Source organism: Ideonella flava (genome assembly GCF_051857595.1).
Lineage (GTDB): Bacteria > Pseudomonadota > Gammaproteobacteria > Burkholderiales > Burkholderiaceae_C > Ideonella.
In genome coordinates this window covers 366,541-385,135 of the sequence record NZ_JBPZHD010000009.1, presented here as the reverse complement: position 1 = coordinate 385,135, position 18,595 = coordinate 366,541, and the positions used below count along the sequence as shown (strand labels likewise).

Sequence of the window (18,595 nt, the reverse complement as noted above, 5' to 3'; positions counted from 1 at the left end):
ATGCGAAGCATCGTAGGGGGCCCCTATGAGCGCCGCCCGGCCGTTCCGTAGGCGCTCGTTCCCCCTTGGGGGGACCGATGCGAAGCATCGTAGGGGGCCTCAATGACCGCTGCCGTCGAGCTGCGCTCGGTCAAGAAGTTCTTCGGCAAGACCGAGATCATCCGGGGTGTGGACCTGGCCGTGCAGGCCGGCGAGCGCGTGGCCATCATCGGGCCCAATGGCGCCGGCAAGTCGACCCTGTTCAACCTGATCAGCGGGCGCTTCGGCCCCACCAGCGGCGAGATCCTGCTGCACGGCAAATCCATCGGCGGCCTCACGCCGTACCAGATCAACCGCGCCGGCCTTTCGCGCAGCTTCCAGGTCAGCAATCTGTTCGTGCGCCTGTCGGTGTTCGAGAACATCCGCTGCGCCTTGCTGTGGGCCATGGGCCACCGCTACGAGTTCTGGAAGTTCCTGTCCAACCTGCGTGCGGTGAACGATCGGACCGAGCAGGTGCTGGAGCAGATCCACCTGCAAAAAAAGCGCGACCACCTGGCGATGAACCTGACCTACGCCGAGCAGCGCGCTCTGGAGGTCGGCATCACCATCGCCGGCGGCTCCAGTGTCATCCTGCTGGACGAGCCCACGGCCGGCATGAGCAAGAGCGAGACGAGCCGCTTTGTGCAGCTCATCCGCGAGGTGACGGTCGGCAAGACGCTGCTGACGGTGGAGCACGACATGGGCGTGGTCTTCGGGCTGGCCGACCGCATCGCGGTGCTGGTCTACGGCGAGCTGCTGGCCTTCGACACGCCGGAGGCGGTGCGCGCCAACCCGCGCGTGCAGGAGGCTTACCTGGGCTCGGTCCTTGCCGACTCACAGGCGGCCTCCGCCAGCCTGGCGGCTGGAGCTGCAGCATGACACCCTTGCTGGAGCTGAAGGACCTGCACGCCTACTACGGCAAGAGCCACGTGCTCCATGGCGTGAGCCTGCACGTCGGCCAGGGCGAGATCGTGAGCCTGCTCGGCCGCAACGGCTCGGGCCGCTCGACCACCGTCAAGGCCATCATGGGCCTGGTGGAGGCCACCGGCTCGGTGCGCTGGCGCGGGCAGGAGCTGGTCGGCCGCAAGGCCTTCGAGATCGCTCACCTGGGCATTGGCTACGTGCCGGAGAACCGCGACATCTTCCCCAGGCTCACGGTGCACCAGAACCTGATGCTGGGCCAGAAGCGCAGCGGCAAGGAAGGCCGCTGGGGCTTCGACGACATGTACGCCATGTTCCCGCGGCTGAAGGAGCGACAGCACACCGAGGCCGGCGTGCTCTCGGGCGGCGAGCAGCAGATGCTCACCCTGTGCCGCACGCTGATGGGCGATCCCGACCTGATCATGATCGACGAGCCCACCGAAGGCCTGGCGCCCAAGATCGTCGAGCTGGTGGCGGACTACCTGCGCCAACTGCAGCGCCGCGGCATCTCGGTGCTGCTGGTCGAGCAGAAGCTCACCATCGCGCTGGAGGTCAGCGAACGCTGCCTGGTGATGGGCCACGGCCAGATCGTCTTCGAAGGCACGCCCGCGCAGCTCAAGGCCGACGCCTACATCCGCAAGGAGTGGCTGGAGGTCTAGGGGCGGAGCGGTTCCGCTCCGCTCCTGGCCATTGGCCTGCATGGGCTCCCCAGGCCCCCTCCGGGAGGGGGTTCCAGCATGCCAGTGGGCTCCCTCCAGCCTCCCTAGAGCCCTCCTCCCGGAGGAGGGCTGGGAGGTGCTGTCGAACTTTCTGGAGCCCCGCTCTTGGAGGGGGCTAGGGGGAGCTGGACATTCGCCCCACGGGGCGGCGAGCCGGCGCGGCTTCTGCCGCCAAGGCTCCTAGCCCCACGCCTCCAGCAGCGCCTGCTTCACCGCCGCCACCGCGCTGCTCTGCTGCGCCGCCGGCAGCGCGGCCCAGCACAGCCAGGTGTGGGCGCGCCAGCCTCGCCAGATCTTCAGCTCGCCCTGGCGCTCGGCCTGCTCCGCCTGGTCGAGGCGGACGATGCCGGCGCCGAAGCCGCTGGCCACCATGCTGCGCACGGCGCCTTCGGTGTTGGCCAGGGCGGCTTCGCGGTACTCGCGCCGGGCCGATGCGAAAAGCGCCTCCAGGTGGCTGCGCATCACGCAACCGGGGCCGGTGCCCACCCAGGGCAGGCCGACGAGCTCTTCCAGCGTGGCGTCGGGATGCGCCTCGGCCAGCGCGGTGGGCAGTGCCACTACCAGGTCCACGGCGCTCAGGCGCTGCAGCTCCAGGCCTTCGATGGACTCCCTGTCGGCCATGACGTAGGCGCAGTCGAGCTCGCCCCGCTGCACGCTGGCCAGCGTCTGCGCCGACAGGCCCTGGTGCAGCTGCAGCGTGACCTGCGGGTGGCGCTCGGCCAGGGTCACCAGGGCCTGGCCCAGGCGCAGCGAGACGGGGTCACTGACCGTGCCGAAGCGCACCACGCCCTGCGCCGACCCCCGAAGCTGCGCTGCGGCGGTGCGCAGTCGGTGGGCCGAGGCGAGGGTCCGCTCGGCCTCTTCCATCAGCCGCGAGCCGGCCTCGGTGAGCAGCATGCCGCGCGGGGAACGGTCGAACAGGCGCACGCCCAGTTCATCCTCCAGCGCCTTGATCTGGGCGCTCACGGCCGGCGGACTGGTGAACACGCGCTCGGCGGCGCGGGTCAGGTGGCGCTCCTCGGCCACGGCGACGAAGGTCTTCAGCTGGTACAGCTCCATGGCTGCGGATTGTCGCCAGCGGTCACCGCGGGCGTGTTTTCTTTTTCGGAAGGGCCGCTTCGAACATGCGAATGGATCCCGAAGCAGCGCCTGCCCACACTGGGCAGGGCAGGCAAGCAGCCTGATCGTTCCGGAGAGCAAGCATGTCCCCCACCTCCCGCCCCCTGGGCGTCGCCGGCCTGCTGCTGGCGACCAGCGCCTGGGGCAGCCTGTTCCTCGTCGGCAAGCCGGCGCTGCAGCACGTCGATCCGCTGTGGTTCACGCTCTCGCGCTACACCATCGCGGCCGTGGGGTTCGGCCTTCTGCTGTGGGCGCTGAGGCGCGGCGCGCCTTGGGCGCGGCTGAAAGCGCATGCGCTTCGCCTGGCGTTGCTGGGCACGTTGGGCTACGGCGTGTTCAGCACCCTGGTGCTGCTGGGCCTGATGCATTCGGTGCCTTCGCACGGGGCGGTGGTGATGGCCACGATGCCGATCACCACGCAGTTCGTGCGCTGGCTCTTCGATGGCCAGCGGCCCGGCCGCGCGGCGGTGCTGGGCAGTGTGCTGGCGCTGGCCGGTGTCGTCACCGTCTCGGGGGTGCTGCAGCAGGGCGGCGAAGCGTCGACGCTGGCCGGCGACCTGACGGCCTGGGTGGGCACCCTGGGGTGGATCGCCTACACGCGCGGCGCGGCGTCGCTGCCCCAGCTCGACGTGCTCGAGTACAGCGGTCTGACGGCCCTCGCCGCATGGCCGGTGATGATGCTGGCGGCGCTCGTGGGTGCGGCTCTCGGCTGGTCCGCGCCGCCGTCCTCGCAGGACCTGCTCGCGGTCGGGCCATCGCTGCTCTACGTCGGCATCGTGCCGACCGTGGTGGCGGTGCTGGCCTACAACTTCGGTGTGCGTGCGCTCGGCCTGGTGGCGGGCACGGCCTTCCTGAACTTCGTGCCCGTGTCGGCCGTGCTGATGGGCGTGGCACTGGGCAAGCCCCCCGAGACACATGAGCTGGCCGGCGTGGCGATGGTGGTGGCGGCGCTGCTCATCCACACCCTGGCGCTGCGGCAGGCGGGTCCGGCGCCCACTCCATCCGTTCGTACAGCGCCTGCAACCGCCGCGCCTTGACGGGATTCACCTGCGCGGCCTACGCGACGCGGCCGCGCAGATGCTCCCGCCAGTCCGGCACGCCTTCGAAGCGCTGTACAACAGGAGTCCAGCTGTCCGCCTCGCCTGCCTGTAGAGCAATCCGCCTTCTGGAACCATGCACCGCCACGCCTGCATCATCGGCGCCGGCATCGTCGGCTGCGCCACGGCCTATGCGCTGGCGCGCGATGGCTGGCGCGTGACGCTGGTCGATGCGCTTGCCGCGCCGGGTCAGGGCGCGAGCCTGGCGAATGGCGCGCAGCTCAGCTACAGCTACGTCGAGCCCCTGGCCTCGCCCGCGGCGCTGCGCGCCTTGCCCGCGTGGCTGCTGCAGCCCGGCGGGCCGGCGCGCTGGCGGCCGCGCGGCGATGCCGAGCACTGGACCTGGCTGGCGGCGTTCGTGAGGGCGTGCAGCCAGGCGCAGGCGAGGCAGACCACGGCCGCGCTGCTGGCCTTGTCCTTCCTGAGCCGGCGCACGCTGCACACCTGGCTGGCCGAGTTGCCAGGGGTGGCCGAAGCCGCTCGCTTCGCCAGGCCGGGCAAGCTCGTGCTGCACCGCGATGCCGGCAGTCGCGCGGCGGCCCAGCGGCAGCTGGACTGGAAGAGGTCCCATGGCTGCGGGCAGCAGCTGTTGAGCGGCGAAGAGTGCCTGGCGATCGAGCCCGCCCTCGCGCCCCTGGGCAGCCGGGCCATCGCCTTCGGCGTCTGGACGCCGGACGAAGAAGTGATCGATGGCCCGGTGCTGGCCGCCGGATGGGCCGAGGCGAGCCGCGCCACGCTGCACCTGGGGCGAACCGTGCTCGGCTTCGAACCGCTCGGCGCGGCACCGCGTGCGCTGCGTCTGGCCGATGGGAACCTCATCGAGGCCGATCAGTTCGTCATGGCTGCCGGGACAGCCAGCGCGGTGCTGATGCGCGGGCTGGGTCAGCCGCTGCCCATCGAGCCGATCAAGGGCTACAGCATCACGCTGCCCATCGTGGACGAAGCGGCCGCGCCGCGGGCGAGCATCACCGACGTCGGCCGCAAGACCGTCTACGCCCGACTGGGACATCGGCTGCGTGTCGCCGGTTTTGCCGAGCTGGTGGGGTTCGACACCCGCATCGCGCAGGCGCGTATCGAGGCGCTCGTCGCCGCCACGGAGGCCGCTTTCCCGGGCGCTTGCGACACCCGTGAAGAGAGTCCGTGGACAGGCCTGCGCCCCGCCACGCCGAGCGGCCGGCCCTTCGTAGGCCGCACGCGCTGGCCGAACCTCTGGCTGAACAGCGGCCATGGCCCGCTGGGCCTGACGCTGGCAGCAGGCAGCGCCGCGTTGCTGGCTGCCGCGATGGCAGGCGAGGCCCCGCCCATCGACGCGAGCCCGTTCGCTCCACCGGCCTGACGGCCGCCACCCTGCGCGCACAATGGGCCGAACCACCGGATTCGAGGTCAGCCATGGTGTCCGAAAGACCTCCCGCCAAAGTGACGCCTGAGCGGCGGCGGCCCCTGACCGCGGCAGACGTACGCGGCCTCTGGCAGCTCGGCATCGACGCCGGCCTCAACATCACCGACCTGGTCGAGCAGATGCACGCCACCATCGCCGCGCATCGCGCCCCGCTGGGCGGGCCGCACCGGGGCGGAACGCGGGGCATCACGGGCTTCGTCTACGGCAGCGTGCGACGCGGCATGCGGCTGGTCGGGCGCGGCGTGGGGCGCGCCCTGCAGTGGGTCGAGCCGAGTGGGCCGGCGGCCGTGGGCCCGCCACGCGAGGCGGCGCTGGCCGTGGCCAACGGCCTGTGGGGCGACCACCTGGCGGCCTCGTCCAATCCGCTGTGCATCCGGATGAGCCTGAAGGTGGATGGCCGGTCGCTCGCGCCCGGTGCGGCCGGACTGGCCGTAGCCTTTCCTGCGGCGCGCGAACGGGTCGCGGTGCTCGTCCATGGCCTGTGCATGAACGACCTGCAGTGGGAGCGCCAGGGCCATCACCACGGCCGCGTCCTGCAGGAGCTCGGCTGCTCGGTGGTGGCTGCGCACTACAACACGGGCCTGCACGTGTCGCAGAACGGCGCGAGCCTGGCGTCGCTGCTCCAGGGCCTGGTGCAGGATTGGCCAGTGCCGGTTCGAGAGCTGCTGCTGGTCGGCCACAGCATGGGCGGTCTCGTCGCGCGCACCGCCATCTGGCAGGCCGAGCAGCAGAGCCTCGGGTGGCGTGATCACCTCGGTGGCCTCGTGTGTCTCGGCACGCCGCACCACGGGGCGTTGCTGGAGCGAGGTGGGCACCTCGTCGACAGCGTGCTGGAGATGAGCCCGTACCTTTCTCCGTTTGCGCGGCTGGGCAAGTCGCGCAGCGCCGGGATCACCGACTTGCGCTGGGGCAACCTGCGGGACGAGGACTGGCAGGGGCGCGATCTCGACGGACCGTCGAAGGACGAACGCGTCGCGACGCCGCTGCCCGAAGGCGTGCCGGTCTACCTGCTCGCCGCCACCACGGTCGAGAAGCCGCGCGGCCTTCGTCACGCTGTCGTCGGCGATGGCCTGGTCACGGTGGCCAGCGCGTGGGGCGAGCATCGTGATCCGAAACGCACGCTGGCCGTGCCCCCCAGCCACAAGCGCCTGATCGCCCAGGCCAACCACTGGGACCTGCTGAGCCGGCCCGAAGCGGCCGATGCCTTGCGCGCCTGGCTGGCGTGACACGGACCGGCGCAGGGCTATCTCTTCGGCAGGCTCACCGTGAAGCGCGTCCTGCCATCTGCGGACTCCACGCTGACGCTCCCGCCGTGGGCAAGTGCGAGCTGGTGCACGATGAAAAGACCGAGGCCCAGGCTCTCGCCTTCGCTTTGAGAATCCGCGCCCGCGTGGCGGCGCAGTGGCTCGAACAGCGAGCCCAGGAGCTCTTTCGGAATGGTCGGGCCGGCGTTCTCCACCGACAGCTGAACCTGGTCATCGACGCCGCGCAGGGCCACGCTGATGGCGCCGCCCGGTTCACCGTACTTCGCCGCGTTGGTGACCAGGTTGCTGAGCACCTGCTTGATGCGTGAAGGATCCCAGTTCCCCTTCGTGCGTCCTTCGGCCACGAACTCGATCGTCGATGCGGGCAGCGCCGTGCGCAGCAACTCGATCTCCTCCTGGCACACCGTGGCCAGGTCGACGGGCTGCGGGGTCACCCGAAGGCCGATGTGGAGCGAGCTGCGGTTGTAGTCGAGCAGGTCGTCGAGCAACTCCTTCATGCGCTCGCCGCTGCGCATGAGCTTCTCCGTTTGCTGGCACATCGGCGTGCCGGCACTCGATGCAGAGATGATCTGCGAAGTCAGCAGGACGGCGTTCAGCGGGCCACGCAAATCATGGCCGAGCACGCCCAGGAAGATGGCACGCCAGCGGTCCACCTCGCTCGTGAAGTAGTCGACCGACTCGGCGATCGCCTGGTCCATGGCCTCGTTGAAACGGCCGGCGTCCTCCATCGCCTCCGGCCCGTAGGGCGCTGCGTCGGCCCACAGGCGCAGCACGCTGGCCCGCAGGGCGCGGTACTCGGCCACCAGTTGCCGGATGGTGAAGCCTCCGCTGGCGCGCAGCAGCGCATGGGTCTGCGCCGCCGTCTCGGTGGCTCCCGGCAGCACGGGCTCCCGGCCCTTGGACTTGGCCCACTGCTCCACGCGGCTCTGCGGGGTGCGCAGGTCCCGCACCATGGCCTGCAGCATCTGCTCGGCGTGGTCGCGCAGCGCGACGGCATCCATCTGGGCCGCCGCGGGAAGCAGGGACGAGGCGAACGTCTCCCAGTCGGCCAGGATTTCCGGCATGTGGGCGTCGATGAAATCAGCCAGCCGCATCATGAGGGCCTCCTGGGCGGGAGCTTACTCGCCCCGTCCCGCTCAGACCCCGCGTTCGGCCTGGCGCGAGACCCAATCGACGATGGCCGAGGCGCTGCGGAACTCGTCCGCCGAGCGGGCGGGGACGTCCGGGAAGCGCTCGTTCCACAGGCGCGACAGGGCCGCGCCCGGTCCGATCTCGAGCACGCAGCCGACCTGGCGTGCCCGGATCTGGTCCATGCATGCGCTCCATTGCACGGTGGTCGAGATCTGTCGCGCCAGGGCCCGGGCGGCCTGGGAAGCGTTGGTGAGCCTGTCGGCCGCACTGCTGAACAAGGGCACGCGCGGCGAGCGCAGGGGCAGCGCGGAAAGGGCCTGCGCGAATTCTTCGGCTGCCTCGTCCATGGAGGGCGTGTGCGACGCCACGTCGACCTTGAGCCGCGTGACGTGCCCGCCGGCGGCCCGGGCCATCTGCTCCGCCTCGTCGAGGCCAGCGAGCGCGCCGCCCAGCACGAAGGCCTGGGGACCGTTCTCGATGGCGACGGCCAGTCGCGTCTGTTCGCACAGGTGCCCGACGTGCGCGCGCGGCAGGCCGCTGACGGCGAGCAGCCCGCCGGGCACCTTCTCCGCGCAGCGGTCCATCGCCCGCGCCCGGGTACCGGCCAGGGTCAAGGCCGTGTCGGCATCGAACACGCCGGCGGTGGCGAAGCTCGCCAGCTCGCCCACGCTGTAGCCGGCCAAGGCCGCGGGGGCCGGCAACGACGGCGAAAGTTGTGCCCAGGCCCCGAGGTTCAGCCCCGTCAGCAGGACCTGGGCGTTGGCATTGCGCGAGGCCCAGGCCGCATCCTGCAGACACTCTCGCCAGTCGGCGATGCCGAGCTGTGCGCGCATCCTTTCGACGAGTTCGTCCTCGGCCAGCCACGGCAGCATGGCCGCGTGCTGCATGCCCTGGCCGGAGAAGACGATCGCGAATCCCATGCCTTCGCTCACCAGAGGCCGGGCGTTCCGATGCGCTGGACCAGGCAGGCGGCGGCGAGCGTGTCGGCAGCACCGCCTGGCGAGAGCCGGCGGCTGACGAAATCGCAGCAGATCTCGAGCGCGGCGGCGACACCGTCCGGCCGCGCGGCGCCGCCCGCGCGGAGATACCCGTTCGCAACGCTCTGCGCATGCCGCAGCCCTTGCAGCCCACCTCGATGAGCGAGGTTGCTGTCGTCCATGACGGCCATGACGTGGAACAGCGTTTCCAGCAGCATCAGTTGTCGGGGCAGGCCGCGCTCGACTGCTGACTGAAGCGCGGGCAAGGCGGTCTCGAACAGCACCGGGAAACCCAGGGCCGCCTCCGCCGAGGCGCTGCGCAGGCCGAACCGGCGGGCGGCGATGCCGCCGGGCAATGTCGACTGGCGGTGGGCCCGCGCCGCGAGGGCCTCCCCCCAGTGCTCCAGCATCGCGACCCGCAGTCGCGCAGGGGTCGGGCTGTCGCCGCTGCTGCAGACCGCACCGGCCGAAGCACACAGCAGGCCGAGGGTGAAGATGGCGCCGCGGTGGGTATTGATGCCGTCGGTGGCCGCGAGCATGCGGGCTTCGGCCTCGATGCCGCAGCGCTCCAGCTCTTCGAACGGTGCGCGCGCCGCACCGAGGCCGGCGATGCGCACGAAGTAGCCCCGCAGCGCGAACAGGCTGCGCATGAAGGTGTGCGCATCCATGTCTTCGTGGCTGCCGTTGTCGACGAGCGTGACCAGCCCGGGCTTGGGCGAAAGCGCCAGTTCGTCATGCAACGCCAGCGTCGCCGCGCGGCCTATGGCCTGCGGCGCGAGCGGCGCGAAGGCAGGGCGCTGCGCGGCAACTCGAACGGCGGCTTCGCGCATCACGCGGCCTTCGCCAGCAGCGGTGCCGCCTGCCAGTCCGGCGAGTGCACCAGCGAGCTGCCGTGGAGCGACTTGACCAGCAGGCCCTTCACGCTCCCGGAGCGCCACGCCAGCCACTCGCGCCACGCCACGCCCGAGCCATCGCCGAACAGCAGCTCGCCGTCCAGCCGCAGCAAGTCGCTCGAGAAGGATTGCAGATGCGCGGCCGCCGCATCGGCCTGGTCGGCGTCGGCGACCGACAGCCACAGGTCGATGTCCGACCCGGCACGCACATGATCGAACCCGCTCATCAGTTGCCAGCCGTAGCTGCCATACACGCGAGCGGCGATGCCGGCGGCCTTGAGATGGGCGCACAGGCTGCGCCACGAGGGGCGCGTGGCCGCGGGCACCAGGCCGAGCGCCTTCTCGGCCAGGGGGAACTCGTCGAAGTACAGCACGTCGCGCCGGGCGACGCTAAGGGCCAGGCGCTGCCGGCTCCAGCGCGAAGGCGCGGGCAGCCCGAGGCAGACGGCCTCGCCGCCATCGACCTGGCGAGTCACGACCAGCGGCAGGCGCCTGGCAGCCCAGTGCGCCAGGCAGTCGCGCGCTTCGGCATCGCCTTGGCCGGGTTGCAGGCCGCGCCAGCCGGCGTCGCTGAGCCAGGCGATCTGGTGGCGCCGCAGGGGAAGGGTGTTCACTGGGGCACCCTCGGGCCTGCAGCCCGGTCCCTCCAACAGGGAATGTGCCCCTAAGGGCGGCCGTGCACAGCTCATGCCGCGTCCAGCACACGCTGCGCCACGCTCGCCGCCAGCCGGCGCCCGCCGCGCTCCTGGCCGTCCCGCGCGCGCCGGTCTTCGACGGGGGCATTTGCCAGCGCCTCGCGCAAGGCCGCCGGCAGGTCGCCCTGCCACAGCTTGCGCACGCCGCCCATCGCCACGTAGTTGCCGACGCCGGGGGCGAACACCGGGTTGGACTGCGACAGCTCGTTCAGCATCGCCTCGGGCAGCTTGGTCACGCGCGCCATCGCGGGGATGCGCATCACGCGGATCTCGGCTTCGGGCAAGGCGTCGCAGGCATCGGCGATCAGGCCCGAGGTGATGAAGCCGCCCGACAAGGCCTGGTCGTACACCAAGCCCAACACGCGGTGCCCGCTCCGGCGCGCGTGGTCGATGGTCATGCCCAGGTGCGCCATCGCGCGGTTGATGCCCAGCAGCTCGTCACGCCGGCGCAGTTGCTGGCCCTGCGTGTCGATCAGCAGCAGGATGGGGCGGCCGGGATGCTGCGTGACCGTGTCGAGCACGGCGCGAGCCTGCGCCAGCGCGAGCCGCACGCCGATGGGCGCGTGGTTGGTGGTGCCTATCACCGCCAGCGTTTGCCCGTCGAAGCGCACGCTGCCGCGCAGCACGTCGCCCTCCTGCACGATGCCGTGGTCGGCCCCGAACAGGGCCGTGGCCAGTTGGTTCCATTCCATCTGCCTGCTCCTCACACCGTGCGCAGCGCGCGCACGGCATCCACGTCCAGGTCGGACACGCGCGACGCATCCGCCACGCCGAGCCGCGCCCACAAGGCCACCGCCTCGTCGCCTTCGACCTGCTCGGGCAGCAGCCGCAGCCGGGTGGCCAGCAGCGCGTGCTCCTGCTCCAGGCGCTCCAGCGTCACCGGGATGGAGGCGTCCAGCGCCGCGATGGCCGCGTCGCGAAAAGCCGCCACGTCGTCTTCGACCAGCAGGTCGCAATCGCCGATGAGCCAGCGGTGCTTGCCGCCCGTCGTGCGCCAGACCAGCGCGCGGTCGCGCGAGTCGAACTCGTCGACGCCGTGCGAGGCCTCGATCACTTCGGGGCCGGACATCGCCAGGCGGCCCATGTCGCTCATCACCACGCGGTCGGCGCAGCGCGCCACGATGCCCATGCCGCCGAAGCAGCCGTTGGCACCGCCGATCAGCACCACGACCGGGATGCCGGCGGCGCGGACGTCGAGCAGGGCCCGCATGACCTCGCTCACGGCGATGAGCCCGGCATTGGCTTCGTGCAGTCGCACGCCACCCGACTCGGCCAGCAGCAGCACCGCGTCGGGCCGGTCGCGCAAGGCGCGCTGGAGCAGGCCGACCAGCTTGGCGCCGTGCACTTCGCCCACGCCACCGCCCATGAACTCGCCCTCCTGGGCGGCGATGAAGACCTCCCGGCCGGCCAGCTTCGCGCGGCCTATGGCCACGCCATCGTCGAAGGCTGAGGGGACGCCGAGCTGGGCCAGGTGCGGGCTGGTCACGCGCTCGGTCGGAGGCAGCCATTCGTGGAAGCTGCCCGCATCGACCAGGCGCGCGAGGCGTTCGCGCCCGGAGCATTCGGCGTAGCTGACGCGCAGGTTCTCGATCATGGCGTCATCTCCGAGACGGCCTGGTCCAGCCGCAGGCTGACGACCGCCGGGGTGGCGCCCATGTCGTTGATCGACACACGCACGCCGGCCAGCGGATGGCGCTGGTGGAAGTCGCGCACCACTGCCTCCCAGATCGCGCCGAAGCCGCGCGCCGAGGTCTCGATGTGGATGTGGCAGTCGGCGCCGGGGGCGGGCTCGAGCATCACCTCGAGGTTGCCCGAGCCGACGACGCCGACCAGCACGGGCGCGAAGGTGCCCGCCGGGCGCTGGCCCGCGAAGCTGTAGTCCAGGGCTTCGAGCCCTGCAGGGATGGCACTCATGGGGGTCCTTCTGTTCACCAGTGGCGAAAGCGCCGCGGCGGGTTGTACAGGCCGCCCGAGGCGCGCACGAGGTCTCTCATGCTGCGCGCGGCGAGCAGGTTGCGCGTGGCCTCGCGCGGGTCTATGCCCATGTCCTGCGGGCGCCGGATGATGCCGCGGTCGCGCAGGTTCTCGACCATGCGCCGGTCGCGGCCCAGGCCCACGGCGGTGTAGCCGGCGACACCGCGGATGGCCTGTTCACGCTCCTCGTCAGTGCGGCACAGGAGCAGGTTGGCGATGCCCTCTTCGGTGAGGATGTGGGTCACGTCCTCGCCGTAGATCATGATCGGCGGCACGGCCATGCCGGCCTGCTGCTGCAGCGTCCAGGCATCGAGCCTGTCGACGAAGGCCGGCTGCATGTGCTCGCGGAAGGTCTCGACCATCTGCACGACGAGCTTCTGCCCGCGGGGCGTGCCGGCCGCGCCGCTACGCCCCGAGCGGGCCTCGCGGCCGGCCTTCAGCCAGGCGGGGCTCGCGTGGCGGCGCCCGCGCGCGTCGGCGCCCATGTTGGGCGCGCCGCCGAAGCCGGAGATGCGGCCCAGCGTCGCGGTGGAGCTGTTGCCGTCGAGGTCGACCTGCAGCGTCGAGCCGATGAACAGGTCGCAGGCGTAGTGGCCGGCGGCCTGGCAGAAGGCGCGGTTGCTGCGCAGGCTCCCGTCGCGACCGGTGAAGAACACGTCGGAGCGGGCGCGGATGTAATCCTCCATGCCGAGCTCGGAGCCGAAGGAATGCACCGACTCGACCCAGCCCGCCTCGATCGCCGGGATCAGGGCAGGGTGAGGGTTCAAGGCCCAGTGGCGGCAGATCTTGCCCTTCAGGCCGAGCGACTCGGCATACGTCGGCAGCAGCAGCTCGATGGCCGCGGTGTCGAAGCCGATGCCGTGGTTCAGGCGCTGCACGCCGTACTCGGCATAGATGCCCTTGATGGCCATCATCGCCATCAGCACCTGGATCTCGCTGATCTGCGCCGGGTCGCGGGTGAACAGCGGCTCGATGAAGTTCGGCTTGGGCGCCACGACCACGAAATCGACCCAGTCGGCCGGGATGTCGACGCGCGGCAGCGTGGTGGCCTGGCCGTCCACCCATTCGTTGACCTGGGCGATCACGATGCCGCCGGAGAACGCCGTGGCCTCGACGATCGCCGGCGTGTCCTCGGTGTTGGGGCCGGTGTAGAGGTTGCCCTCGGCGTCGGCCGCCTGGGCGGCGATCAACGCCACCTTGGGCGTCAGGTCGACGAAGTAGCGGGCGAAGAGCTCCAGGTAGGTGTGGATGGCGCCGATCTCGATGCTGCCCGCCGAGACCAGCTTGGCCAGGCGCGCGCCCTGCGGGCCCGAGAAGCTGAAGTCGAGCCGGCTGGCGATGCCGTTCTCGAAGACGTCCAGGTGCTCCGGCAGCGCCAGCACCGACTGCACCATGTGCAGGCCGTGCACCCGCTGCGGGTCCATCTGCACCAGCGCCTGGGCCAGGAAGTCGGCCTGCTTCTGGTTGTTGCCTTCGAGGCAGACACGGTCGCCGGGGGCGATCACGGCTTCGAGCAAGGTGCCGACGGCGTCCGTGTCGACGCGCCTGCCGCTCAGCCGCGTACCCAGGGCGCCGGTCGCGCGCGCCAGCCGGGCAGCGCGCTCATCGGCCTTGGAGTTCCAGTGTCTGGCGTTCATGGGTTCCTGAGGGGTGAAGGAGTTCGGTCGAAGTGGATGTGCTGGTTCACAGCACCACGAAGAGCAGCCACACCACCACCGGCGCCACCAGCGTCACGATGGCACCGTACACCATCAGCTTGCGGAAGAAGACGTCGCGGTCGATCCCCTTGGCATTCGCCAGGACCAGCGCCCCGTTGGTGGAGAAGGGGCTGACGTCCACGATGGTCGAGGACACCGCCATGGCCGCGATGAAGCCGATCGCGCTGACGCCGGTGTCGCCCAGCAGGAAGGGCACGCCCAGCGGGATCAGCGAGCCCAGCACCGCGGTCGACGAAGCGAAGGCGGACACCACGGCGCCGACGAAGCACAGCAGCAGCGCGGCCATCATCGGCGAGGTGAGCCCGGCCACGCTGTGCCCGACGAAATCGATCGTGCCCATCTTGTCCATCACGCCCACATAGGTGCTGACGCCGACGATCAGCATGATCTCCGGCCACGACACCTGCCCGAGGGCGCGCTTTTGCAGGTTGGGCGCCATCAGCGTCAGCAGCAGACCGATGGAGATGGAGACGAAGCCGATGTCCTGCTTGAAGAACAGTGTCAGCACCGCCAGGGCGAACAGGCCGGTGACGGTGGCGACCTGGTAGGTGCGCGAGCCCTGGTCGGCGGACGCCGCGGGCGCTGCGTCCATCAGCGAGTCCTTGTCCGGGGTGGCGGTGCGGCGCTCCTCGGAGAGGGCTTCGCCTTCCGCGTCGCCGTAGACCTGGGCGCCGCCCTGGCCATGGGCCACGCGCTGCACCGCAGGCATCGCGCCGCTCGCATCCGCCTTCTGGCGCACCAGCTTCATGCCGCCCAGCAGGAAGAACAGCAGCAGCGACACCGACAGGTTGACCCCCAGGCTGGCCAGCATGGTCGTCATCTCGCTCAGGGGCAGGCCCGACTTGGCGACGATCTTGTTGGTGATGCCGCCGTAGATGCTGATGGGCGAGAAGCCGCCGCCCTGCGCGCCGTGCACCACCATCAGGCCCATCAGCAGCGGATTGATGCCGTACTTGGCCGCAAAGCCCAGCGCTATGGGCGCGATGATGGCCACGGCCGCCGGGCTGACCGCGCCGACGGCGGTGAGCAGCGCCGCGATGAGGAACATGATCCACGGGATGGCGGCGATGCGCCCGCGTACCGCGCGTACCGCCAGCCTGACGAGCCAGTCGATCGTGCCGTTGTTCTGCGCCAGCGCGAACAGGTAGGTGATGCCGACCAGGGTCAGGAACAGGTCGGCCGGGAAGCCGCCCATGATGGCCTTGGCATTCATGCCCGCCACCAGCGTGCCGACGAGGAAGGCCCCGACGAAGGCGATCACGCCCATGTTGATCGGCAGCACGGTGGCCAGCACGAACATGCCGATCAGCGTGTAGATGGAAATCCAGTGAGCACTCATCGATCTGTCTCCGGCGGGGTTTTCTGGTACGGCCGGCACGGTGCCGTTCGTCTGGGTGCGAAAGGTACGCACCCCGCCAGGCAGGATCAATGAAGCGCAGGCGCCGATCTTTTCGCGCACCGAAACGATCGAGGGTTAACCCTTGGTCGCACGGAGGCGACCGGGTCGGTGGCGTCAGTCGGCTCGGGCCCGGTAGCCCCGGCAGGTGGCCAGCAGCGCGAGCAGGTTCGGGTCACGCTCGCGCGTGCGCAGGAAGCACATGCTGATGCGCTGCCGCATGAAGTACCTGGCCTGAAGCGGGATCAACTGCACCTTCTTGGGCAGCGTGCTCCTGACGCGCCCGGGCAGCAGCGTGCAGCCCACGCCGCCGCCCACGAGGTTCATCAGCGAGTAGATGTCGCCGGTCTTCATCACCACGTTGGGCGTGAAGCGGGCGATGCGGAAGGCCTCCATGAAGCCGCTGGAGGTGACGAAGCCGTCGCTGAGGCTGACGAAGCGCTCGTCGGCGCAGGCGCTGAGATCGATCTCGGATTGGCCGGCGTAGCGCGAGCCCTCGGGCGCGGCGAAGAAGACGTCGTCCTCGAACAGCAGCTGGCACTCGAGCTCCGGCGCGTCTTCCGGCTGGCCCATCAGCGAGGCATCGATCGCCCCGTCGTGCAGCTTGCGCAGCAGGTCGGCGTTCGAGCCCAGCACGAGCTCGGTCTGGATGTCGGACTTGCGCAGCTTCAGGCCCATGACCAGCGCCGGCACCACCTGGTGGGTCAAGGAGTACAGCGAGCCGATGCGGATGCTGTCAGCCGCATAGCCGGCCAGCTCGCGCGTGGAGCGTATGCCCTCGGCCATGGTGCGCAGCACTTCGCGGGCGGTTTCGGCGAGCGCGCGGGCCGCCTCGTTGGGCAACAGGTTGCGGCCCTCCATGCGGAACAGCGTGCAGCGGGTGCCGGTCTCCAGCGAATGCAGGGCGCGGTGGACACTGGCGGTGCTCACGCCGAGCTGCTCAGCCGCGCGCGCGAGGTTGCCGGTCTCCATGAAGGCCAGCAGGATCTCGAGCTTGCGAAAGGTGATCTCTTCGTCGATGCGCGCCGTCATGCACAGCCCGCCCCCGGGGCCTTCAAGCAAAGTGGCAAAGCCCTGCTACCTCAACCTGACCCTCTGGTCCGACTCCCCCTTCTTCACCTCCAGCAGCGAATCCAGCGACTTCACCATCGCGGGGAAGTTCGCGTAGCCGTGTTCCTTGGGGTCGAAGGTCGGGTCCAGGCGCTTGATCATGTGCCAGATCGAGCCCTTGTTGACCCAGGGGTCGCCCTGGGTCTCGGCCAGGAGCTTGATCGCCCGGCGCAGCAGATCGATGGCCGGGTGGTGCTCAGGCGCGGGCTCGGGCGGGGCGGGGGAGGCGGACGTGGTGGCTGCTGCCGACGCGGCTGGCGGCGGGGGCGGCGGCTCGGATGCCTCGACGAGGTTCTCGTAGTAGCGGTACTCGTGGCAGCTCTTCGCCCAGTGCCGGTTGGTGGACTTGCGCGTGGCCAGGCCCACCAGCGTCCGACCGGCGGCCTTGATCTTCTGGGCGACGGGCATGTAATCGCTGTCGCCGCCGATGATGATCACGGTGCCGATGTGCGCGAAGCGGCCGATGTCCTCGACCGCGTCCAGGCACAGCTTGATGTCGGCGCCGTTCTTGGCCGAGCCGCCGGGAGGGAAGAGCTGGATCAGCTCGACGGCGGCTTGCAGCAGCGCATCGCGGTAGCGGCCGTAGAACTGCCAGTTGCAGTAGGCGCGGTTGATCGCGATGGAGCCGAACGAAGCGGCCAGCTCGACGATGGCCTGCACGTCGATCAAGGGCTCCTGGGCCTTGAACCGGTTGTCCTGCTTGGCGTAGCTGCCCTCGCCGAAGCGCTCGTCGTGCAGGCTGGCGTGCAGGTTCTCGAAATCCCAGTAAAGCGCGACGGAACGACTTTCGTCGTCGCCATGGTGGTCTGGCATGGAGGCCCTTGTTGATCCGGCCCGATGTGGGCCGGCGCCATCCTAGCGGCCCGCCGGGCGAGCTCCCGGCGAGGCCGGGTCGCTCACCGTGCCAGGCGCTCGGCGACGACCTCCAGCACCTGCGGGTTCCAGCCCATGCCGCAATGGCTGCCCTCGACTTCCACGTTGTCGGCCCGGCTGCCGCCTTCCTGCACGCAGGACTGCCACGCCACGATCCCGTCGCTTCGGCTGTAGATCGAGGTGGTGGGCACGGGTGGCGCCTTCCTGAGGCGGGCGTTGAGGGCGGCATCCACCGGGGGTGCCCGGCCGTTCAGCAGCCGGTAGACCAGCCCGGCATGGGAGTGCGAAGGATCGCCCCCCAGCGGCGTGCCGATCGTGATCACGCGCCGCACCTGCGGTCGCAACAGCTTGGCCACCTCCCGCGCATACAGGCCGCCGAGGCTCCAGCCGATGAAGGTGGCGGGCCGGCCGTTGGCCGAGATCAGCTCGGCGACCTCATCGGCCAGGTCGCGCACCCAGGGCTTGAAGTCCCCCGGCGGGCCGACGTTGAAGCCGCGGCCCCAGTCGTGCACCTCGTAGCCGAGCTTTTCGCAGAAGCGGCGCAGCGGCACCGTCGCATGCGAATCGCTCGCCAGACCCGGGAAGACGACGACCGGGTGCCCGTCGCCGGGCGGGAAGTCCCGCTCCGGCATCAGTTGCAGGCCGGCGAACTCCAGCGCCGCGCGCAGGGGCTCCAGCCCGAGGAAGCGAAGCGCTGGGGCCTGGGGGGACAGGCCCCCCAGCTGGTTCGGGCTCTGTGGCAGGTCCACTGCGCTCATCGGTAGATGTGCTGGCCATTGCTGGCCTTCCAGCGTTCCTCGAAGTGGCGCGCGTCCTCGTCGTTCTTCGCCCGCACGCCCATCAGGATGCCGCCGCTCTTGATGCCTTCCTCGTACTGCTTGACGCGCTCTTCCGGCATGCTCCAGCCGATCAGCGCGCCGACCAGTCCGCCGCTCGCGGCGCCTGCGCCGGCGCCGGCGGCCGCTGCGGCCAGCGGACCTGCAATGACCAGTCCCAGGCCCGGAATGGCGATGCTGGTGCCGACGGCGGCAATCGCTGCCGCAATCGCACCGACGGTGCCGCCGATGGCGCCACCGATGCCCGCGCCCTTGGCGGCCTTGGTGCCCAGCTCGGTCTCGGTCCCCGCGGCAGCGAAATGCCGCTTGCGGGTGTCCTCGGACATCACGAGGTCGACGTCCTTGGTTTCATAGCCGCGCTCGCCTAGGGCGCCGTAGGCGGCTTCTGCACTCTCGCGGTCAGGGAACAGGCCGGTGACCAGGCGTCCATCGGAGGTGGTTTGGGTATTCATGA

At 70.4% G+C, this 18,595-nt stretch carries 19 protein-coding genes; 5 read left to right on the top strand and 14 right to left on the bottom strand.

Annotated features, from left to right (window positions below):
• Positions 1–102: 102 nt before the first annotated feature.
• Complete coding sequence (locus tag ACS5PM_RS21340; RefSeq protein ID WP_439389700.1) at positions 103–897, top strand: ABC transporter ATP-binding protein; 795 nt, start codon at positions 103–105, stop codon at positions 895–897.
• Entirely contained in the window at positions 894–1,598 is a 705-nt protein-coding gene (locus ACS5PM_RS21335; RefSeq protein WP_439389699.1) for an ABC transporter ATP-binding protein, read from the top strand. The genes ACS5PM_RS21340 and ACS5PM_RS21335 overlap by 4 nt, the downstream gene beginning before the upstream one ends.
• A 240-nt stretch (positions 1,599–1,838) precedes the next feature.
• Here ACS5PM_RS21335 and ACS5PM_RS21330 read toward each other — a convergent pair whose 3' ends face one another.
• The gene (locus tag ACS5PM_RS21330; RefSeq protein ID WP_439389698.1) at positions 1,839–2,717 is read right to left on the bottom strand and encodes a LysR family transcriptional regulator; all 879 of its coding nucleotides are present in this window, start codon (positions 2,715–2,717) and stop codon (positions 1,839–1,841) included.
• A gap of 143 nt (positions 2,718–2,860) precedes the next feature.
• Between ACS5PM_RS21330 and ACS5PM_RS21325 the strand changes: the two genes are divergently transcribed.
• From ACS5PM_RS21325 to ACS5PM_RS21315, 3 genes are all read left to right on the top strand, one after another.
• Positions 2,861–3,814: a DMT family transporter gene (locus ACS5PM_RS21325; RefSeq protein ID WP_439389697.1), complete on the top strand. Its 954-nt coding sequence runs from the start codon at positions 2,861–2,863 to the stop codon at positions 3,812–3,814.
• Positions 3,815–3,950: 136 nt separating this feature from the next.
• On the top strand, positions 3,951–5,210 hold the full coding sequence (locus ACS5PM_RS21320) for an FAD-dependent oxidoreductase (protein ID WP_439389696.1): 1,260 nt from the start codon (positions 3,951–3,953) through the stop codon (positions 5,208–5,210).
• Positions 5,211–5,263: 53 nt separating this feature from the next.
• The gene (locus ACS5PM_RS21315; protein WP_439389695.1) at positions 5,264–6,499 is read left to right on the top strand and encodes a lipase family alpha/beta hydrolase; all 1,236 of its coding nucleotides are present in this window, start codon (positions 5,264–5,266) and stop codon (positions 6,497–6,499) included.
• A gap of 17 nt (positions 6,500–6,516) precedes the next feature.
• Here the strand turns inward: ACS5PM_RS21315 and ACS5PM_RS21310 are convergent, their stop codons facing one another.
• The 13 genes from ACS5PM_RS21310 to ACS5PM_RS21250 all read right to left on the bottom strand — a co-directional run bounded on the left by ACS5PM_RS21310 (position 6,517) and on the right by ACS5PM_RS21250 (position 18,593).
• The gene (locus ACS5PM_RS21310; protein ID WP_439389694.1) at positions 6,517–7,635 is read right to left on the bottom strand and encodes an ATP-binding protein; all 1,119 of its coding nucleotides are present in this window, start codon (positions 7,633–7,635) and stop codon (positions 6,517–6,519) included.
• Between the two features lie 39 nt (positions 7,636–7,674).
• Positions 7,675–8,589 (bottom strand): malonate decarboxylase subunit epsilon, encoded by a 915-nt coding sequence (locus tag ACS5PM_RS21305; protein WP_439389693.1) that lies wholly within the window; start codon positions 8,587–8,589, stop codon positions 7,675–7,677.
• 8 nt (positions 8,590–8,597) lie between these two features.
• The gene (locus tag ACS5PM_RS21300; protein ID WP_439389692.1) at positions 8,598–9,476 is read right to left on the bottom strand and encodes a triphosphoribosyl-dephospho-CoA synthase; all 879 of its coding nucleotides are present in this window, start codon (positions 9,474–9,476) and stop codon (positions 8,598–8,600) included.
• Entirely contained in the window at positions 9,476–10,153 is a 678-nt protein-coding gene (gene mdcG / locus ACS5PM_RS21295; protein WP_439389691.1) for a malonate decarboxylase holo-[acyl-carrier-protein] synthase, read from the bottom strand. The genes ACS5PM_RS21300 and mdcG overlap by 1 nt, the downstream gene beginning before the upstream one ends.
• Positions 10,154–10,224: 71 nt before the next feature.
• A complete protein-coding gene (locus ACS5PM_RS21290) occupies positions 10,225–10,926 on the bottom strand; it encodes a biotin-independent malonate decarboxylase subunit gamma (RefSeq protein ID WP_439389690.1) in 702 nt (233 codons plus the stop codon).
• Positions 10,927–10,937: 11 nt separating this feature from the next.
• Positions 10,938–11,828 carry a biotin-independent malonate decarboxylase subunit beta gene (locus ACS5PM_RS21285; protein ID WP_439389689.1) on the bottom strand — a complete coding sequence of 297 codons (891 nt, stop codon included), beginning with the start codon at positions 11,826–11,828 and terminating at the stop codon, positions 10,938–10,940.
• The gene (mdcC, locus tag ACS5PM_RS21280; protein WP_439389688.1) at positions 11,825–12,148 is read right to left on the bottom strand and encodes a malonate decarboxylase acyl carrier protein; all 324 of its coding nucleotides are present in this window, start codon (positions 12,146–12,148) and stop codon (positions 11,825–11,827) included. Before mdcC ends, ACS5PM_RS21285 begins: the two co-directional genes overlap by 4 nt.
• A 14-nt stretch (positions 12,149–12,162) precedes the next feature.
• Positions 12,163–13,845 carry a malonate decarboxylase subunit alpha gene (gene mdcA, locus ACS5PM_RS21275; protein ID WP_439389687.1) on the bottom strand — a complete coding sequence of 561 codons (1,683 nt, stop codon included), beginning with the start codon at positions 13,843–13,845 and terminating at the stop codon, positions 12,163–12,165.
• 46 nt (positions 13,846–13,891) lie between these two features.
• Positions 13,892–15,265, bottom strand: a complete 1,374-nt coding sequence (locus tag ACS5PM_RS21270; RefSeq protein WP_439389686.1) for an SLC13 family permease — start codon at positions 15,263–15,265, stop codon at positions 13,892–13,894.
• Between the two features lie 174 nt (positions 15,266–15,439).
• Entirely contained in the window at positions 15,440–16,354 is a 915-nt protein-coding gene (locus ACS5PM_RS21265; protein ID WP_439389685.1) for a LysR substrate-binding domain-containing protein, read from the bottom strand.
• Positions 16,355–16,399: 45 nt separating this feature from the next.
• Positions 16,400–17,245, bottom strand: coding sequence for an NYN domain-containing protein (locus tag ACS5PM_RS21260; protein ID WP_439389684.1), 846 nt, complete (start codon positions 17,243–17,245; stop codon positions 16,400–16,402).
• An 83-nt stretch (positions 17,246–17,328) separates the two neighbouring features.
• Positions 17,329–18,063, bottom strand: coding sequence for an alpha/beta fold hydrolase (locus tag ACS5PM_RS21255; RefSeq protein WP_439389683.1), 735 nt, complete (start codon positions 18,061–18,063; stop codon positions 17,329–17,331).
• Positions 18,060–18,593 (bottom strand): hypothetical protein, encoded by a 534-nt coding sequence (locus ACS5PM_RS21250; protein ID WP_439389682.1) that lies wholly within the window; start codon positions 18,591–18,593, stop codon positions 18,060–18,062. Before ACS5PM_RS21250 ends, ACS5PM_RS21255 begins: the two co-directional genes overlap by 4 nt.
• Positions 18,594–18,595: the final 2 nt, after the last annotated feature.

Excerpts from the sequence above, each read along its gene's own strand:
- ACS5PM_RS21340 (WP_439389700.1), top strand. The coding sequence starts at position 103 with ATGACCGCTGCCGTCGAGCTGCGCTCGGTCAAGAAGTTCTTCGGCAAG.
- ACS5PM_RS21335 (WP_439389699.1), top strand. The coding sequence starts at position 894 with ATGACACCCTTGCTGGAGCTGAAGGACCTGCACGCCTACTACGGCAAG.
- ACS5PM_RS21330 (WP_439389698.1), bottom strand. The coding sequence starts at position 2,717 with ATGGAGCTGTACCAGCTGAAGACCTTCGTCGCCGTGGCCGAGGAGCGC.
- ACS5PM_RS21325 (WP_439389697.1), top strand. The coding sequence starts at position 2,861 with ATGTCCCCCACCTCCCGCCCCCTGGGCGTCGCCGGCCTGCTGCTGGCG.
- ACS5PM_RS21320 (WP_439389696.1), top strand. The coding sequence starts at position 3,951 with ATGCACCGCCACGCCTGCATCATCGGCGCCGGCATCGTCGGCTGCGCC.
- ACS5PM_RS21315 (WP_439389695.1), top strand. The coding sequence starts at position 5,264 with ATGGTGTCCGAAAGACCTCCCGCCAAAGTGACGCCTGAGCGGCGGCGG.
- ACS5PM_RS21310 (WP_439389694.1), bottom strand. The coding sequence starts at position 7,635 with ATGATGCGGCTGGCTGATTTCATCGACGCCCACATGCCGGAAATCCTG.
- ACS5PM_RS21305 (WP_439389693.1), bottom strand. The coding sequence starts at position 8,589 with ATGGGATTCGCGATCGTCTTCTCCGGCCAGGGCATGCAGCACGCGGCC.
- ACS5PM_RS21300 (WP_439389692.1), bottom strand. The coding sequence starts at position 9,476 with ATGCGCGAAGCCGCCGTTCGAGTTGCCGCGCAGCGCCCTGCCTTCGCG.
- ACS5PM_RS21290 (WP_439389690.1), bottom strand. The coding sequence starts at position 10,926 with ATGGAATGGAACCAACTGGCCACGGCCCTGTTCGGGGCCGACCACGGC.
- ACS5PM_RS21285 (WP_439389689.1), bottom strand. The coding sequence starts at position 11,828 with ATGATCGAGAACCTGCGCGTCAGCTACGCCGAATGCTCCGGGCGCGAA.
- mdcC (WP_439389688.1), bottom strand. The coding sequence starts at position 12,148 with ATGAGTGCCATCCCTGCAGGGCTCGAAGCCCTGGACTACAGCTTCGCG.
- mdcA (WP_439389687.1), bottom strand. The coding sequence starts at position 13,845 with ATGAACGCCAGACACTGGAACTCCAAGGCCGATGAGCGCGCTGCCCGG.
- ACS5PM_RS21270 (WP_439389686.1), bottom strand. The coding sequence starts at position 15,265 with ATGAGTGCTCACTGGATTTCCATCTACACGCTGATCGGCATGTTCGTG.
- ACS5PM_RS21265 (WP_439389685.1), bottom strand. The coding sequence starts at position 16,354 with ATGACGGCGCGCATCGACGAAGAGATCACCTTTCGCAAGCTCGAGATC.
- ACS5PM_RS21260 (WP_439389684.1), bottom strand. The coding sequence starts at position 17,245 with ATGCCAGACCACCATGGCGACGACGAAAGTCGTTCCGTCGCGCTTTAC.
- ACS5PM_RS21255 (WP_439389683.1), bottom strand. The coding sequence starts at position 18,063 with ATGAGCGCAGTGGACCTGCCACAGAGCCCGAACCAGCTGGGGGGCCTG.
- ACS5PM_RS21250 (WP_439389682.1), bottom strand. The coding sequence starts at position 18,593 with ATGAATACCCAAACCACCTCCGATGGACGCCTGGTCACCGGCCTGTTC.